13 protein-coding genes are annotated in these 16,211 nt (G+C 74.2%); 8 read left to right on the forward strand and 5 right to left on the reverse strand.

Features of this window, described 5'->3' with window-relative positions:
• The first annotated feature begins 20 nt into the window (after positions 1–20).
• The gene (locus DC008_RS20060; RefSeq protein ID WP_108708153.1) at positions 21–1,220 is read left to right on the forward strand and encodes a sensor histidine kinase; all 1,200 of its coding nucleotides are present in this window, start codon (positions 21–23) and stop codon (positions 1,218–1,220) included.
• A complete protein-coding gene (locus DC008_RS20065) occupies positions 1,217–1,909 on the forward strand; it encodes a response regulator transcription factor (protein ID WP_108708154.1) in 693 nt (230 codons plus the stop codon). The genes DC008_RS20060 and DC008_RS20065 overlap by 4 nt, the downstream gene beginning before the upstream one ends.
• Here the strand turns inward: DC008_RS20065 and DC008_RS20070 are convergent.
• Entirely contained in the window at positions 1,852–3,045 is a 1,194-nt protein-coding gene (locus DC008_RS20070) for an FAD-dependent monooxygenase (RefSeq protein ID WP_108708155.1), read from the reverse strand. The two genes, DC008_RS20065 and DC008_RS20070, sit on opposite strands and share 58 nt — an antisense overlap.
• Positions 3,042–4,445, reverse strand: coding sequence for an MFS transporter (locus DC008_RS20075; RefSeq protein ID WP_108708156.1), 1,404 nt, complete (start codon positions 4,443–4,445; stop codon positions 3,042–3,044). Before DC008_RS20075 ends, DC008_RS20070 begins: the two co-directional genes overlap by 4 nt.
• Positions 4,446–4,787: 342 nt before the next feature.
• Here DC008_RS20075 and DC008_RS20080 point away from each other — a divergent pair, with 342 nt between their 5' ends.
• Genes DC008_RS20080 through DC008_RS20090 form a run of 3 tightly spaced genes read left to right on the forward strand, consistent with a single transcriptional unit; the run spans position 4,788 to position 8,484 of the window.
• Complete coding sequence (locus DC008_RS20080; RefSeq protein ID WP_108708157.1) at positions 4,788–6,425, forward strand: SPFH domain-containing protein; 1,638 nt, start codon at positions 4,788–4,790, stop codon at positions 6,423–6,425.
• Positions 6,422–7,762, forward strand: a complete 1,341-nt coding sequence (locus DC008_RS20085; protein WP_108708158.1) for an SPFH domain-containing protein — start codon at positions 6,422–6,424, stop codon at positions 7,760–7,762. The genes DC008_RS20080 and DC008_RS20085 overlap by 4 nt, the downstream gene beginning before the upstream one ends.
• Before the next feature lie 59 nt (positions 7,763–7,821).
• The gene (locus tag DC008_RS20090) at positions 7,822–8,484 is read left to right on the forward strand and encodes a TetR/AcrR family transcriptional regulator (RefSeq protein WP_108708159.1); all 663 of its coding nucleotides are present in this window, start codon (positions 7,822–7,824) and stop codon (positions 8,482–8,484) included.
• Here DC008_RS20090 and DC008_RS20095 read toward each other — a convergent pair.
• The gene (locus tag DC008_RS20095) at positions 8,466–9,305 is read right to left on the reverse strand and encodes a MaoC/PaaZ C-terminal domain-containing protein (RefSeq protein ID WP_108708160.1); all 840 of its coding nucleotides are present in this window, start codon (positions 9,303–9,305) and stop codon (positions 8,466–8,468) included. The two genes, DC008_RS20090 and DC008_RS20095, sit on opposite strands and share 19 nt — an antisense overlap.
• Positions 9,305–10,603 carry a 3-oxoacyl-ACP reductase gene (locus DC008_RS20100; protein WP_108708161.1) on the reverse strand — a complete coding sequence of 433 codons (1,299 nt, stop codon included), beginning with the start codon at positions 10,601–10,603 and terminating at the stop codon, positions 9,305–9,307. The genes DC008_RS20095 and DC008_RS20100 overlap by 1 nt, the downstream gene beginning before the upstream one ends.
• 83 nt (positions 10,604–10,686) lie before the next feature.
• Between DC008_RS20100 and DC008_RS20105 the strand changes: the two genes are divergently transcribed.
• The 3 genes from DC008_RS20105 (at position 10,687) to DC008_RS20115 (ending at position 15,535) form a co-directional block, all read left to right on the forward strand.
• Complete coding sequence (locus tag DC008_RS20105) at positions 10,687–11,973, forward strand: acetyl-CoA C-acetyltransferase (RefSeq protein ID WP_108708162.1); 1,287 nt, start codon at positions 10,687–10,689, stop codon at positions 11,971–11,973.
• 374 nt (positions 11,974–12,347) lie between these two features.
• Positions 12,348–14,276 carry an AMP-dependent synthetase/ligase gene (locus DC008_RS20110; protein ID WP_108708163.1) on the forward strand — a complete coding sequence of 643 codons (1,929 nt, stop codon included), beginning with the start codon at positions 12,348–12,350 and terminating at the stop codon, positions 14,274–14,276.
• Between the two features lie 119 nt (positions 14,277–14,395).
• Entirely contained in the window at positions 14,396–15,535 is a 1,140-nt protein-coding gene (locus DC008_RS20115) for a sugar ABC transporter substrate-binding protein (RefSeq protein ID WP_108708164.1), read from the forward strand.
• A gap of 26 nt (positions 15,536–15,561) precedes the next feature.
• On the opposite strand, the gene DC008_RS20120 is transcribed toward DC008_RS20115, so the two are convergent.
• Complete coding sequence (locus DC008_RS20120) at positions 15,562–16,209, reverse strand: class I SAM-dependent methyltransferase (RefSeq protein WP_108708165.1); 648 nt, start codon at positions 16,207–16,209, stop codon at positions 15,562–15,564.
• Between the last annotated feature and the right edge of the window lie 2 nt (positions 16,210–16,211).

The raw sequence follows: 16,211 nt of genomic DNA on the forward strand, positions 1-16,211 counted from the left end.
CTCGCGGCCCTGAGCGCGTCATGACCGCCACGGACACCGGCCTCCCGTTACCGCGCACCGCGCGGTGGCGGGAGGCCGCGCTCGTGGCGGCGGTGGGCGTGCTGTGCCTGCTCGGCGGCACGATCCAGGTCGACGACACACTCACCGCGCCGCCCGCCGCCGCATACCTCGTCGCCCTGGCCTCCTGCGCGGTGCTGCCGGTGCGGCGCCGGGCGCCCCTCGCGGCGCTGGCGGGCACCACCGCCGTGGGGGTGCTGGTGCAGCCCCTGGGGCTGCTGCTCACCCCGCCCATCGTGGCCCCCGCCCTGATCGCCGCCTACGCCTGGGTGCTCGCCGCCCCCACCGAACGGCGTGCGGCCGGCGCCGTCTCCCTCGCCGCCGCCGCGCTGCTGCTCGCCTCCGTGCCCCTCACCGGGGACCTGTCGTGGAAGGACGCCGGCAGGATGGGGGTGGTCGGGGCGTCCCCGCTGGTGGCCGGGGTCGTCGGGCAGGCGGTGCGTCACCGGCGGGCGTATCTCGCGGCCGTGGAGGAGCGGGCGGCGCGCGCCGAGGAGAGCCGGGAGGCCGAGGCGCGCCGCCGGGTGGCGGAGGAACGGGTGCGGATCGCGCGGGAGTTGCACGACCTCGTCGCCCACCAGATCACCCTGGCCAACGCGCAGGCCCAGGTCGCCGCCCAGTTCTTCGACACCCGCCCGGACCAGTCGCGCACCAGCCTGCGGGACGTCGTCGCGACCACCGGCCAGGCCCTCGACGAACTGCGCGTGACGGTCGGCCTGCTGCGCCAGACCGGCGACACCGCCGACCCCGCCGAACCGGCCCCGGGCATGGCTCAACTCCCGGAACTCCTGCAGACCTTCCGCCGGGCCGGACTGGAGGTGGCCGTGCGCGAGGAGGGCACGGTCCGTCCGCTGCTGCCCGGCGTGGACCTCACCGCGTACCGCATCGTGCAGGAGGCGCTGACCAACGTGACCAAGCACGCCCGCACCGGCAGGGCCCGGATCGCCCTCATCTGGCACCGCGACCGCGTGACCATCACCGTCGCCGACGACGGACCGGGCGGGGGCGGGGCACCGGAACGGCCGCCCGGGTACGGCCTCATCGGGATGCGGGAGCGGGCCACGGCGGTCGGGGGCGATCTCTCGGCGGGGCGGCGTCCAGAGGGCGGCTTCCTCGTCACGGCCCGGCTTCCGGCTCCTGGGATTCCCGGCGGTGCGGCATGACATACCGGGTGCTGCTCGCCGACGATCAGGCGCTGTTGCGCGGTGCCTTCCGGATGCTGCTGGAGAGCGCCGGGGACATCACCGTGGCCGGTGAGGCCGGTGACGGGCGGGAGGCGGTACGGCTCGCCCGTGAACTGCGCCCCGACGTCGTCGTCATGGACATCCGGATGCCCGAGGTGGACGGCCTCGCCGCCACGGCGGAGATCTGCGCAGACCCGGCTCTGCGCGACACCCGCGTCCTGATCCTCACCACCTACGAGACCGACGAGCACGTCGCTCAGGCGCTGCGCGCGGGTGCCGGCGGGTTCATCGGCAAGGGCATAGGCGCGGAGGAACTCGCGGACGCCGTACGGACGATCGCCGCGGGGGACACCCTGCTGTCACCCGCGGCGACGCGCTCCCTGGTCGCCCGGTTCCTGGCCACCCCGGACGACCCGCCGGCGCACGAGTCGGAGCGGCTGGCCCTGCTCACCCCGCGCGAGCGCGAGATGGTCGCCCTGGTCGCGACCGGCCTGTCCAACCAGGAGATCGCCGAGCGGATGTTCCTCAGCCCCTTCACCGTGCGCGCCCATGTGCAGCGGGCCATGACCAAGCTGGAGGCGCGCGACCGGGCCCAGCTCGTCGTCGTCGCCTACCGGACGGGCCTGGCCCGGGTCACGCCCCAGTCGGGTAGGGCCAGTGCCGAGTAGGCGGGGCGGGCCGGGGGCGGGGGCAGGGTGGCGAGGCTGCGCAGCCTCGCGTCGCGCCGCTCCAGGGCCTCCGCCGTCGTGGGGAAGAGGCTCGCCCCACCGTCCTCGGCCAGCGCCTGGTTGGCGGTGACGTACGGGCGGGTGACCCGCTCGTACGCGGCGAAGGCCCTGGCGGGGTCCCGGTGTGCGGACAGGGCGCGGGCCAGCGTGTAGGCGCCTGCGAGGGCCAGGCTCGTGCCCTGCCCGGTGAGGAACGAGGGCGCGTACGCGGCGTCCCCGACCAGGGCGACGCGCCCCCGGGACCAGCGGGGCATCCGGATCTGCCCGGCCGTGTCCGCGAACAGGTCGTCCGCGTCACGCAGGGCGTCCAGCATCCGGGGGACCTCCCAGCCGGCGTCCGCGAAGACCTCGGCGAGCGCCTCCCGGTGGACCGGGGCGCCGGGCGGCGTGGGCCGGTGGAAGGTGAGGAAGGCGTGCAGGTCCTCCCCGGCGCCCCCGGTCGCGTACAGCGCCGCCGCCCGGCCCGGGGCGTTCCACATCGCCAACTCGTGGGAGAGACCGAGGGTGTTCGGCATGGTGTAGATGCCGAAGCAGTGGCCCAGGTAGTGGTGGAACCCCTCCTCGGTGCCGAACACGGCCTCCCGGGTCGCCGAGTGGACGCCGTCGGCGCCGACCACCAGGCCGAACGTACGCCGGTCTCCGCCGCGGAACGTGACGTCCACCCCGTGTCCGGAGTCGTCGAGGACGTCGGCGCGGTCGCCGAACAGGAACTCCACGTCGTCGCGGACCCCCGCGTACAGGGCGGCGGTCAGGTCCCCGCGCCGTACCTCGACGTGGTCGGCGCCGGTGCCGCCCGCCACGGCACGCGCGGGGACCGAGGCGACCTCGCCGCCGTCGGCCCGTAGGAACGTGGCGCGCCGCATGTCGACCCGGGCCTCCCGCAGCCGGGGCAGGACGCCCGTCCGGCGGGCGACCTCCACCGCCGTACCGCGCAGGTCGACCGGGTAGCCGCCGTCGCGGGGGCCGTCCGCCTTCTCGACGACGGTGACCGCGTGCCCGGCGCGGTGCAGCCAGTGGGCCAGGGCGAGTCCGGCGACGCCGGCTCCGGAGATCAGGACGGTGGGCCGCGCGGTCATGAGCGGGCTCCCTTCCGGGTGAGACGGACGACGATCAGGGACAGGGCGGCGGTCAGTCCGGCGACCGCGAACCCGGTCGCGAAGGCCGACTCGGAGGGCGCCCCGGTCACCGGGTCGGCACCGGCGCCCAGCAGCGCGGCGGCGAGCTGGGCGCCGACGGCCACCCCGATCACCCGGGTCACCACGAGCAGACTCGTCGCGATACCGGTGTCCCGGGCCGGGACGGCGGTGACGGTGCCGGACAGCAGCGCGGTGGTGGCGGCGCCCGCCGCGACCGCGGTCAGCACCTTCGCCAGGACGAGCTGCCAGGACTCGGAGTGCCGGAAGGCCAGGGCGGTCATCGTGGCGGCGGTGACGACCGTGCCCGCGACGACCACGGCACGCGGGCCGAACCACCGGGCCGCGACCCCGCCGACCGCGTCGCTCGCCGCACCGGCCAGCGCGCCGGGCAGCAGGAACAGACCGATGGCGGTGGTGCCCGCCGCGAACCCGTAGCCGTCGCCGGGCACCGCGAACAACTGCGGGACCAGGAACGCGACCATGCCGAACGCGGTCGTGACGACCAGGGTGAGCAGGACGGCCTGGACCATCGCGGGCCGGGCCAGCAGCCGCAGATCGACCATCGGCGCGGCCGACCGGCGTTCGACTGCCACCCAGCCGGCAGCGAGCCCGGCCACGCCCACCGCGACGGCCCCGGCCGCGAGAGGCGGCAGACTTCCGTCGGCCACGGTCACGAGGCCGACCATGAACGCGAGCAGGGTGCCGGTCAGGAGCAGCACACCGGGCCAGTCGATCCGGTCGTCCGACGCGGCCGGCGGATCGTCCGGCACGGTCCGGGCGACGACGTGGGCCGCCGCGGCGACCACGATCGTCGGCAGCGCGAACATCCAGTGCCAGGAGAGGTGTTCGGCGATCGGTCCGGCGACCAGTGTGCCGACCGTGCCGCCGCCCGTGAAGAGCGCGACGACGACGCCGACGGCCGCCTGCGACCGGTGCGCCGGGAGACGGGTGCGCACCAGGATGAAGGAGAGGGGCAGCGCGCCCACCATGGCGCCCTGCAGCAGCTGACCGAGCAGGAGCACCGGCAGGCCGGGCGCCAACGCGGCCAGCAGCCCGCCGGCCGACACCAGCGCCATCAGCCGGAGAAGCACCCGCTTGCCGCCGTAGCGGTCGCCGAGCTTGCCCGCGACGGGCGTGAGGACGGCGCCGGTCACCAGTAACGTGTTGGCGACCAGGGCCCCTTGGGACGGTGTGACGCCCAGCTCCCGCTGGAGCAGCGGCAGCGCGGGCTCCACCACGGACTGCAGGGTGCCGAGGGCGAGCGCGAGGACGCCGAGCGCGCCGATCGGCAGTCTGCCGAGGCGCACCGGGCCGGGCGGGTCGAGGACGGTCGTGGTCATGGGAGTCCTGTTCGCAGTCGGGAGACGCGCGGTTCTCGCGCACCTCCCACGCTCCCGCCGGGCGCTTCGCCGGGCATCGTCCCCCGTGCCCGTCGTCGTCTGGTGCGTCCGGACCAAGTGCCGCCGCCCCTAGTGCGCATGCACCAGACGTCCGGGGAGGGGGAGCCCCTGCCACTACCGTCCGGTAACGCCCCGGTACACCCCCCTTACGCTGTTCCGGACCCATGGTGTGGGATGGCTTGACTCACGCCGGAGATCACGCCGGAGATCACCGCGGGGATCACGACGGAGATCACGCCGGGCCCGCACAAGCGCCCGGCACAGCAACGCAAAGGGGGAACTGTGGCACGAGGGCGCGCGAAGGCGAGCGCACGACGCGTGGCCGAGGCGGTCGCCTCGGGCACCGATCCACGCAGGGCCGCGCAGGAGGAACTGCGCCGCCAGGCGGGCGGCCGGGGAGCCGGGCAGGACGGCGGCGGCGAGTACGAGGCCCAGGGCTGGAACATCGACCCGGCCGACTTCCCGGCCGCCCGGGAGCAGGGCGGTTCGACCGCCACCGTCATGCGGCAGAAGACGGTGCCGCTGGACGAGGCCGGCGAGGCGCTCGGCCGCAGCGAGCAGGAGCGCGAGGGCGGCGAGGTGGTGCACTCCATCTGCCCGATGGTGCTGCCGAAGGGCCGTTCGTTCCTCTCCATGCTGCCGGTGCTGAGCCTGCTCGTCGTGGGGGCCGTGGGCGCCTCGATCGTGGGGGCCGCCGGGGCCGACGTGCTGACGAACCCCCTGTTCGGCGTGCACTACTGGATCATCTCGCTCGCCGCGGTCGCCTTCGTGTGGTGGCGGCAGGGCATGGTGATGGTGCCGGACGGCTCGCAGGCGCTGATCACCCGGTTCGGCAAGCTGGAGAAGGTCGTCGGACCGGGCCGGGTCGTGCTGCTGAGCCCCTGGAAGCGGGTGTCGTACATCGTCAACACCACCCGTGAGTACCCGTTCAACGCGCCGGTGCGCGAGGCCCCGACCCGGGGCGGGGTGAAGGCGTCGATCGACCTGTTCATCCAGTTCCGGATCAGCGACCCCACCGAGTTCGGGTACACCCTCGGCGCGGTGCGCGGCTTCGAGGAGAAGCTGAGCAACGCCGTCAGCGAGACGATCCGCAGCCTCATCTACGAGCAGGAGGCCGCCGGGATCTACGACATGGTCGGCGAGGACACCGGCCGGCTCCTGGAGCAGCTCAACCAGCAGTTCCGTCCGGCCGTCGAGCTGACCAACGCCAACATCACCCACGCCGAACCGTCCGACCAGCGCTACCGCATGGACCTCGCGGCACCCGAGATGGTCCGGATGGCCAAGGAGGCGTACACCCACGAGTACGCGCTCCAGCTGCGCAAGGAGCAGGACGAGGGCGACCTGAGCCGGGAGCTCGCCTCCAGCCAGGAGACGCTCTCCGCGATCCAGGCCGACATCGCCCAGTACCAGGCGCAGATGGACACGGCCGTGGAGCGCGAGACCAACCGCGCCGAGGCCCTGGCCCGCCAGCGCTACGTCCAGGCCGAGTCGGAGGCGAAGGCCAACGCGGCCCTCCTGGAGGCGCAGGCCCTCGACATCCGCGCGGTGACCGCGGCGGAGGCCCCGGAGATCCTGGAGTACCGCTACCAGCAGCAGGTCCTGGACACCCTGGAGGAGGTCGCCGACCATCTGCCCCGGCTGGTGCGCATCGGCGGCACCGCCGACGGCGCCGGCATCGACTTCCTGGAGCTGGCCCGCGAACTGGTCGGCGAACGCGGCACCGAGCTGTTCAGCGACGCCGACATGGCCGCCGTCCGTTCCCGGCTCGGCGAGGTGTCGGCGCGGATCGCCGCCCGCGAGGAGGAGATCGGCGCGCTGCTGGCCGCCGACCGGCCCACCGTGGTCGAGGTGCCCGACGTACCAGGACCGGCCGAAGCGGCCGACGACACCGAGCTCTCCGAGGAGGCCGCCCAGTGAGCACCGTACGAACCCACCGCCGGTCGGTCATCTCCGAGGCCGTCGCGCCCTGGACCGACATCGCCCGGCTGCTGCGCGGCGGCGAGGCCGACACCCTGATCCCGGTCATCATCCCCCGGCACCGCCGCCGGGTGTGGTGGATGCTGCCGCTGTGGCTCGGCGTCTACTCCCTGCTCATGGGCGTGACGCTGTCCCTGGCCGGGGCCGACGCCGAGTCGGCCGCCGGGGACCTCGCCTACGGCACCCTGGCCGGTCTGTCCTACGCCGGCGGCGTCGTGCTGGTGCTGATCGGCGTCCTGTGGTGGTGGCGCTCCTCCATCGTCGAGATCGAGCAGGGCACCAACGGCGTCCTGACCCGCTACGGCGCCGTCGTACGCACCCTCGACGCCGGCCGGCACTACCTGTGGCACCCCTGGTCCCGGGTCGACTTCGTCGTCGACACCGCCACCGAGATCCCGTACTCGGCACCGGTGATGGCCTGCCCGACGCAGGAGAACGTGCCGCTGCGCTCCATCGAGTTCTTCCTGAAGTTCCGCATCACCGACGCCGTGCTGTTCGTCCGCACGATCGGCGCGGGCAACTTCGACCTGGTGCTCTCCAGCGCCGTGCAGGACGCCATCCGCCAGCGCGCCCGCAAGATGCGCACCGAGCGGGCGTACGACCTGCGCGGCTCGGACGTGGCCGACATGCAGGAGCTGCTCAACCGCCAGCTCTCCGGCTACGGCGTGCGCATCACCGGCTGCAACATCCCGGACGTGCAACTGCCGACGCAGTACCAGCAGCACCTGGCCACCCGGGAGCGGGTCGCCAAGGAGCGCACGGCCTACGAGCAGGAGTGGGGCCTGGTCCGCAAGCGCCGTATCGACCAGCTCGGCATGGACATCGAGCGGGCCAAGAAGGTGCGCGACGCCCGGATCGTCGAGGTCAGGGCCGCGCTGAACCGGGCCCGCGAGGAGGTCGCCCAGCTGCTGGAGGAGCAGGAGACCAACGCCCAGCGGGTGCGGTTCGAGATCGAGACGCGGGGCCGCAGCGGTCTCATCGCCGCCGAGAACGAGGCCCGCGCCCAGCGCGCCCTCGCCAAGGCGTACCGCGACAACCGGGCCGTGCTCCAGTACGAACTGGCGCGGCGCCGTCTGGAGGTGGGCGCGAAGCTCGCCGGGCGGGCCCCGCAGCCGGTGGTGGTGCGCACCGACGGTTCGGGTGCCGACAGCTCGGCGCTGTCGACGCTGCTCACCGCGCAGCTGCTGCCGCGGCTGACGGCGCTGCCGGCCGCCGACGCCCAGCCGTGGGCGGACCGGGTGGCGCGGCTCGCCGAGGACCGGGCCGGCGACGAGTAGGACCGCCGGTTGGCGACGGGCCGGGCGGGATCTCCCGCCCGGCCCGTACGCTGAGCGCCATGGGTGCCGTGAAGACCAAACGGATGCCACGGGCCGTCCGTGAGCAGCAGATGCTGGACGCCGCCGTGCGGACCTTCGGCCGGCGCGGGTACATGGCCGCGTCGATGGACGAGGTCGCCGAACTCGCGGGCGTCTCCAAGCCGTTGGTGTACCTCTACCTGAACTCCAAGGAAGACCTCTTCACCGCCTGCATCCGGCGGGAGTCGGCCGCGCTCGTCGCGGCCATCCGGTCCGGCATCCGGCCCGAGCTGCCCGCCGACCGGCAGCTGTGGGACGGGCTGCGGGCGTTCTTCACCCACACCTCGCACTACCCGGACGCCTGGTCCGTGCTGCATCTGCAGGCCCGCACCCACGGCGAGCCGTTCGCCTCCGAGGTCGCCGCGATGCGCGCGGACATCGTCGAGTTCGTCACGCAGCTGATCGTGGTCGCGGCCCGCGAGGCGCACCGCGACCCCGACCTCCCCGAGAGCGAGGTCGCCGGGGTCGCCGAGGCCCTGGTGGGCGCCGCCGAGTCGCTGGCCGACTGGGCCAACACCACCCCGGGCGTGAGCGCGCGCCAGGCGGCGGCCACGCTGATGAACTTCGCGTGGGCCGGGCTGGGCGACCTCATGGAGGGCCGGCGCTGGACCCCGCCGGACCTCGCTCAGGAGGCGAGCGGGTAGACCTCCCCGGCCAGGTGGAGGCGGCCGTCGCCGCGCAGCTCGAACCGCCCGTCCCCGGCGGCGTACGTCACCGTCGCGGGCAGCAGCACCGGAGCCCGGAAGCCGGCCCGCACCCGCACCGCGTCCGGGGTGCCGTGCGCGGCCAGACAGCGGGCCACCGTCCACATGCCGTGCGCGATCGCGCGCGGGAAGCCGAACAGGCGGGCGGTGAGCGGGTGCAGATGGATGGGGTTGCGGTCCCCGGAGGCGGCGCCGTAGCGGCGTCCGACGTCCGCGGGGACCTCCCACTCGGCGACCTCGGGCAGCGGCTCCAGGTCCTCCGCCGGTGCCGGGGACGCCGTGCCGTCGGTGCGGTGGCGGGCCAGATAGCGGCTGGACGACTCCCACACGGGACGGTCCTCCGACCGCACCTCGGTGACCACGACCGCCTCGGTGCCCCGGCGGTGCGGCTCCAGCCGGTCGACGCGCACCCCGACCTCGTACGTGCCCGACGCGGGCAGCGCGGTGTGCCGGGTGAGCTCGATGGAGGTGTGGACGAGTCCGAGCAGGGGCAGCGGGAACTGCCGCGCGCTCATCAGCCGCATGGCCAGCGGGAAGCCGAGCAGATGCGGATAGGTGACGGGCAGCGAGCCCCCGCCCGCCGGGAAGCCGCACACCTCCTCGTACGCCGCGAGGCGCGCCGGATCGACGCGGACGCCGGGCAGCACGAGCCGGGTCCGGGGGAACTCCGCGTCCGGGCGCGGCCGTTTGAACGGGGAGAGCGCCGCGCCCCGGGCGAGCAGGGCGGGCAGCCGGGGCGCACCGGTCAGGACGGTCGTCATCACGCCCCCAGCAGGCTCTGGCCGCACACCCGGACGACCTGGCCGTTGACGGCGCCCGAGGCCGGGTGCGCGAGCCAGGCGGTCGTCTCGGCGACGTCGGCCGGGAGGCCGCCCTGGGCGAGGGAGTTCATCCGCCGCCCGGCCTCCCGGATGAACAGCGGGACCGCCGCGGTCATCTTCGTCTCGATGAAGCCCGGTGCGACCGCGTTCACGGTCACCCCGTGTCCGTCGAGGGCGCGCGGCGCGAGGGCGCGGACGAGCCCCGCGATCCCTGCCTTGCTCGCGCCGTAGTTGGTCTGCCCGGCGTTCCCCGCCAGCCCGGCGATGGACGCCGTCGCCACGATCCGCCCGCCGGTCCGCAGGGCGCCGGCCGCGAGCAGGGCGTCCGTGGTGCGCAGCACGCTCGCCAGGTTGACGTCCAGGACCGCGTTCCAGCGCTCCGCGGGCATGTTGACCAGACGCCGGTCGCGGGTGATCCCGGCGTTGTGGACAAGGACGTCCAGCCCGTCCGGCAGCGCCGCCGCGATCCGCTCACCGGCGTCGGGCGCGGTGATGTCCAGGGCGAGGGAGGTGCCGCCGAGCCGGTCCGCCACCCGCCGGGCGTCGTCCTCGGCCTGCGGCACGTCGAGGACGACGACCCGGGCGCCGTCCCTGGCCAGGGTCTCGGCGACCGCCTCGCCGATGCCCCGGGCGGCGCCGGTGACCAGGGCGGTGCGCCCGGCGAGCGGGCGGGCGGGGTCGTCGGGCGGGGTGACCTCCCGCGCGCCGACCTCGACGACCTGGCCGCTGACGTAGGCCGACTTGGGGGAGAGGAGGAAGGCGAGGGTGGACGCGGCGGCGCGGGCGTCGGTGAGCCGGACCAGGTTGACCGTCCTGCCCCGGCCGATCTCCTTGCCGAGGGAGCGGGTGAAGCCCTCCAGGGCCTGCTGGACGGCGGCCTGGTGGTGGTCGGTGGGGTCGAGGGGCGCGCCGAGGACGACGATCCGGCCGCTCTCCGCCACGGACCGTACGACGGGGTGCAGGACAGCGTGCACCTCGGCCAGCGTCTCGACGTCCCTGACCCCGGTGGCGTCGAGCACGACGGCGGCCGGGTGCTCGGCGGGTGCGGTGGTGAGGCCGAGGTCCGCCGCCGCGAGGTCGAGGTCGGACTTGCCGGCCGTCAGCAGCAGCCGTTCGCCGACGAGTTCGGGCCGCTCGGGCGACCAGCGGTGCAGCGGGGCGGGCCGGGGAAGGCCCAGGCGGCGGGTGAGGAACCGGCCGGGGGCGGTCCCCGTGAAGCTCAGATAGCGGTCGGCCATGCGGGACTCCCAGTGCGCTCCGGAACTGACTCGGGAGTAAGGTTACCGGAGGTAAGTCATCGTGGACGTGAGGAGTGAGGCATATGAGCGCCCTGTTGGCCCCGGCGGTCCGGCGCGTCGCGATCATCGGCGGCACCCGTGTCCCGTTCGCCCGCTCCGACGGCCCCTACGCCACCGCCTCCAACCAGGACATGCTCACCGCCGCCCTCGACGGCCTGGTCGAACGGTACGGTCTCGAAGGGCCCGGAGCCGTCGGCGAGTTCGTCGCCGGGGCCGTCCTCAAGCACAGCCGCGACTTCAACCTCGCCCGCGAGACCGTCCTCGGCTCCCGGCTCGACCCGCGCACCCCCGCCTACGACATCCAGCAGGCGTGCGGCACCGGCCTCCAGGCCGTCGTCGCCGCCGCCAACAAGATCGCGCTCGGGCAGACCGAGGCGGCCGTCGCGGGCGGCGCCGACACCGCGAGCGACGCGCCCCTCGGCGTCAACGACGACCTGCGCAAGGTGCTGCTGGAGGCGCGCCGTGCCAAGTCGCTCGGCGCCCGCCTCAAGGCGCTCGCCAAGGTGCGCCCCGGCCACCTCGTCCCCGACATCCCGCGCAACGCCGAGCCCCGCACCGGCCTGTCCATGGGGGAGCACGCCGCCGTCACCGCCCGCGCCTGGGGCATCAGCCGCGAGGCCCAGGACGAGCTGGCGGCGACGAGCCACCAGCGGCTGGCCGCCGCCTACGACCGGGGCTTCTTCCAGGACCTCGTCGTCCCCTTCCGGGGGCTCGACCGCGACCAGAACCTCCGCCCCGGCTCCACCCCGGAAAAACTCGCCGCGCTGAAGCCGGTGTTCGGCCTGGACGGGCCCGCGCCCACCATGACGGCGGGCAACTCGACACCGCTGACCGACGGGGCCGCCGTCGTGCTGCTGGCGAGCGAGGAGTGGGCGGCCGCCCGGGGCCTGGAGCCGCTGGCCCACCTCACCGCCTACGAGACCGCCGCCGTGGACTTCCCGCACGGCGATGTGGCCGACGGCGAGGACGGGCTGCTGATGGCACCCACGTACGCCGTCCCGCGCATGCTGGAGCGGGCCGGTCTCGGCCTCGGCGACTTCGACCTCGTCGAGGTGCACGAGGCATTCGCCTCCCAGGTGCTGGCCACCCTCGCGGCCTGGGAGAAGCGGGGCCTGGACCCCGTCGACCGGGCCCGGCTGAACGTCGCCGGGTCCTCCCTGGCCACCGGCCATCCCTTCGCCGCCACCGGCGCGCGGATCGTGGCGACGCTGGCCGCGCTGCTGGCCGAACGCGGCGGTCCCGGCCGGGGGCTGATCTCGGTGTGCGCCGCGGGCGGGCAGGGGGTGACCGCGATCGTGGAGCGAAGCTGAGGACTTCTCACATAACCCGCGAGGTTGCACATACCCGTCCCCGGACCGCCGCCGAACCCGCACAACGTCCCCACGCCCGCGCCGTACGATCGCGTGCCTAAGGGCTGTCCCGCAATTCCCGGCGGGCGCGCGACGACAGCTACGGCACCTCGCCGCGTTGTCGGATCGTCCGCATACATCCGGTATGCGGACGGCCCTCCGCCTTGCGATGCACCGCATCCGACGCCGCGCGCCGATCCACCGGGAATCACGGGACAGCCCTTAACCAGCGGTAAGCCGTTTCCGCAGGCCTCGGCAGGTGAACACCACGGTGCGCGAGGCACGTACCTCATGCAGCAAGCGATTCCCCCGCTGCACGCCCGCAGGAGCCGCCCGTGTCCACCCCGCTTCCCTCCTTCGCCCCCTCGGCCGCCTACGACGACGCTCCGGGCCCGACCCTGGTGCGACCGGAGACCCGGCGGCTGAACGGCGCCGTACGGGAGGCGTACGTACCGCCGTTCGCCCCGCCCGTGACCCACGGCTCGCTGGCCGACCTGCCTTTCGACAACGCCGACGCGGTGCCGGACGCGGTGGTCCTCAGCCGCCGGGACGACGACGGGAACTGGACGGACGTCACGGCGGCGGAGTTCGCCGGGCAGGTGCAGGCCGTCGCGAAGGGGCTCATCGGCGAGGGGCTGATGCCCGGCGACCGGATCGCCGTCATGGCCCGCACCCGCTACGAGTGGACCCTCCTCGACTTCGCCGCCTGGGCCGCCGGACTGGTGGTGGTCCCCATCTACCCCACCTCCTCCGTCTTCCAGACCCGCTGGATCCTCCAGGACTCCGGTGCCGTCGCCCTCATCACCGAGACCGTCGCCCAGGCGAACGCCCTCGGCCCGGAACTGGACCGCGTCCCCGACCTGCGCAGCCTGTGGGTGATGGACAAGGGGCACGTCGACCGGCTGGCGGAGGCCGGGGAGGAGGTGTCCGACGGTGAGGTGGCCGTCCGGCGGGGCATGCTCGTGCCCGACACCCTGGCCACCCTGATCTACACCTCGGGCACCACCGGCCGGCCCAAGGGCTGCGCGCTGACCCACGGCAACTTCTTCGCCGAGGTCGACAACGCCGTCGAACTGCTCTACCCGATCTTCAAGGCGCGGACCAGCGAAGAGGCGTCGGTGCTGCTCTTCCTGCCGATGTCCCATGTGTTCGGGCGGATGGTGGCGGTGGCCTGTGTGCGCGCCCGGGTCCGGCTGGGCCACGCGCCGAGCCTGAAGGCCGAGGACCTGCTGCCGGACCTCGCCGCCTTCCGGCCGACCTGTCTGCTGACCATCCCGTACATGCTGGAGAAGGTCTACAACTCCGCCCGCGCCAAGGCGGAGGCGGGCGGCCGGGCGTCCACCTTCGACCGGGCCGCGCGCGTCGCCGAGCGCTGGGGCGAGGCGCAGGAGGCCCGCCAGTCCGGCACCGGCCCCGGCCCGGGAACCGCGCTCAAGGCGGCCCGCGCGATGTACGACCCGCTCGTCTACCGGCGGATCCGCAACGCGATGGGCGGCAGGGTCAAGTACGCGATCTGCGGCGGCTCCCCGCTGGGCCGCCGGCTCGCCTCCTTCTACGCGGGCGCCGGCATCGAGGTCTACGAGGGCTACGGCCTCACCGAGACGACCGGCGCGGCCACCGTGACGCCGCCCCTCCAACCCCGCCTCGGCACGGTCGGCTGGCCGCTGCCCGGCACCCGCGTCCGGATCGCCGCGGACGGCGAGATCCTGCTCTCCGGCGAGCACGTGCTGCGCGGCTACTGGGACCCGGCGGCCGGCGGTGTGGTCCCCGCGGCCGCCGACGGATGGCTGGCCACCGGCGACATCGGTGCCCTGGACGACGAGGGCTATCTGACGATCACCGGCCGCAAGAAGGAACTCCTCATCACCGCGGGCGGCAAGAGCGTCGCCCCGGCCCCGCTGGAGAACTGGCTGCGCTCCCACCCGCTGATCTCGCAGTGCCTGGTCGTCGGCGACCGCCGCCCGTACGTCGCCGCGCTGATCACCCTCGACATGGACGGCGTCACCCACTGGCGCCGGATGAACGGCCGGCACCCGGTCCCCGCCGAACTCCTCCTGGACGACCCGGAGCTGCGGGACATCCTCGGGCGCGCCGTGGACGAGGCGAACAAGCTGGTCTCCCGGCCCGAGTCGATCCGCCGCTTCGCCGTCCTGCCGGTGGACTTCACCGAGCTGGACGGCCACCTCACACCGTCGATGAAGCTCCGCAGGGACGCGATCATGCGGGACTTCGCCGCCGACGTGGAGGCCCTGTACGCCGGCTGACCCCACCGGACCCCCGTACCGCGTGCGGAGACCGCCCCGGTCACCGCGCGACCCGACCTGCCCCGCCCGCCGTGACCACGGCCGTCCGGATCCCCACACCACCCGCTCGGAAGGCAGCAGTGAACGCTCGCACCCCCCACCGCCCCGTCATACGCCGTGCCCGCACGGCCGTCGCCGCGGCCGCCGCGGCACTGTCCCTCGCCGCCTGCGGTGCCGTCGGCGGCATCGCGGGCGGCGACGACGGCTCCCAGGAACCCGGCAAGGGCGACGACCTCACCGTCGGACTGCTCCTGCCCGACAAAACCACCGCGCGGTTCGAACGGTTCGACCACCCGCTGATCAAGAAGGAGGTCGCCCTCCTCACCCACGGCAGGGGCAAGGTCGCCTACGCCAACGCCGAGTCCAGCACCCGGCGGCAGAGCCGCCAGTTCCAGAAGCTGATCGCGGACCGGGTGGACGTGATCCTGGTGGACGCCGTCGACTCCAGAGCCATCGCACCCGACGTGCGCCGGGCCAAGGAGGCGGGCATCCCGGTGATCGCCTACGACCGGCTCGCCGAGGGTCCCGTCGACGCCTACGTCTCCCACGACAACGAGCTCGTCGGCGAGGTGCAGGCCCGCGCCCTCGTCCAGCGCCTCGGCTCGAACGCCCTGAACAGCAAGGTCGTCATGATGCACGGCGACCCCGGCGACCCGAACACCGCCCGCTTCAAGCGGGGCGCGGTCACCGAGCTCAAGGGCGATGTGAAGATCGTCAAGGAGTACGACGTCCGCAAGTGGTCGCCCGAGGCCGCCAAGGAGAACATGCGCAAGGCCATCGCGGCCGTCGGCGCCGACGGCATCGCGGCGGTCTACTCGGCCAACGACGACATGGCGGGCGCCGCCATCGACGCGCTGAAGGAGGCCGGCGTCGGCGAGGTCCCGCCGGTCACCGGGCAGGACGCGAACCTGGACGCCATCCAGCGGATCGTCGCCGGGGAGCAGTACATGACGGTCTACAAGCCGTTCGAGCTGGAGGCGACCACCGCCGCCCGGATGGCCGTCTACAAGGTCCAGGGCCGGGACGTCGCCTTCGACGCCCTCACCCAGGACCTGGTCGACAGCCCCAGCCACGAGGACATCCCGGCCGCGCTGCAGACGGTGGTCGCCGTCACCCGCAAGAACATCGAGGACACGGTCGTGGCGGACGGCGTCTACACCGTCCGCCAGATCTGCACCCCCGAGTACGCGGCCGACTGCGCGGCGATCGGCCTCGGCTGACGGACACCGGAGGGCGGGCCCCGGGCTCAGGCGCCGCGGCGGGCGATCAGGAAGGCCTGCGCGGCCGTCTCGTCCAGCGCGGGGTCCGCCTCCCGGACCGTGCGGGAGTACGGGGCGAAACCGGCCCGGGTCAGCAGGGCGCCCATGTCCTCCGGGCGCCGGCGCAGGAAGGTCAGCGCCACCGGGTGCCCGAACGGCCGGTCGTGGTGCCGGTGTTCGTCCCCGGCCTGGAAGGCGACCAGCAGGGGCGCCCCGGGCGCCAGCACCCGGTGGAACTCGGCGAACAGCTCCGGCAGCCGGTCGTCCGGGAGATGGATGGACGAGTAGAACGACACCGCGCCGGACAGCGCCCCGTCCGGCAGATCCAGCTCCAGCATCGACCCCCGCTCGAAGCGCAGCCCCGGGTTCTCCCGGCGGGCGATCGCGAGCATCGACTCCGACAGGTCGACGCCGAAGACGTCCAGACCCAGCGCGGCCAGCCGGGCCGTCGTCCGGCCGGGCCCGCAGCCCAGATCGGCCACCGGCCCGCCGTCGCGCACGAGTTCGGCGAACACCCCCAGCACGGCCCGTTCCAGGGGCCGATGCGCCATCTCGTCCTCGAAGAGCTTCGCGTAGTCCTCGGCGATGGCGTCGTAGAAGGTGCGGGTCGCGGTCAGGAAGTCGGAGTCGGTCATGG

The organism is Streptomyces nigra (assembly GCF_003074055.1).
GTDB classification, from domain to species: Bacteria; Actinomycetota; Actinomycetes; order Streptomycetales; family Streptomycetaceae; genus Streptomyces; species Streptomyces nigra.

Bases quoted from the DNA above. Each gene is read 5' to 3' on its own strand.
- DC008_RS20105 (WP_108708162.1), top strand. From the start codon at position 10,687: ATGAGCGCCCTGTTGGCCCCGGCGGTCCGGCGCGTCGCGATCATCGGC.
- DC008_RS20075 (WP_108708156.1), bottom strand. From the start codon at position 4,445: ATGACCACGACCGTCCTCGACCCGCCCGGCCCGGTGCGCCTCGGCAGA.
- DC008_RS20100 (WP_108708161.1), bottom strand. From the start codon at position 10,603: ATGGCCGACCGCTATCTGAGCTTCACGGGGACCGCCCCCGGCCGGTTC.
- DC008_RS20070 (WP_108708155.1), bottom strand. From the start codon at position 3,045: ATGACCGCGCGGCCCACCGTCCTGATCTCCGGAGCCGGCGTCGCCGGA.
- DC008_RS20120 (WP_108708165.1), bottom strand. From the start codon at position 16,209: ATGACCGACTCCGACTTCCTGACCGCGACCCGCACCTTCTACGACGCC.
- DC008_RS20060 (WP_108708153.1), top strand. From the start codon at position 21: ATGACCGCCACGGACACCGGCCTCCCGTTACCGCGCACCGCGCGGTGG.
- DC008_RS20090 (WP_108708159.1), top strand. From the start codon at position 7,822: ATGGGTGCCGTGAAGACCAAACGGATGCCACGGGCCGTCCGTGAGCAG.
- DC008_RS20065 (WP_108708154.1), top strand. From the start codon at position 1,217: ATGACATACCGGGTGCTGCTCGCCGACGATCAGGCGCTGTTGCGCGGT.
- DC008_RS20095 (WP_108708160.1), bottom strand. From the start codon at position 9,305: ATGACGACCGTCCTGACCGGTGCGCCCCGGCTGCCCGCCCTGCTCGCC.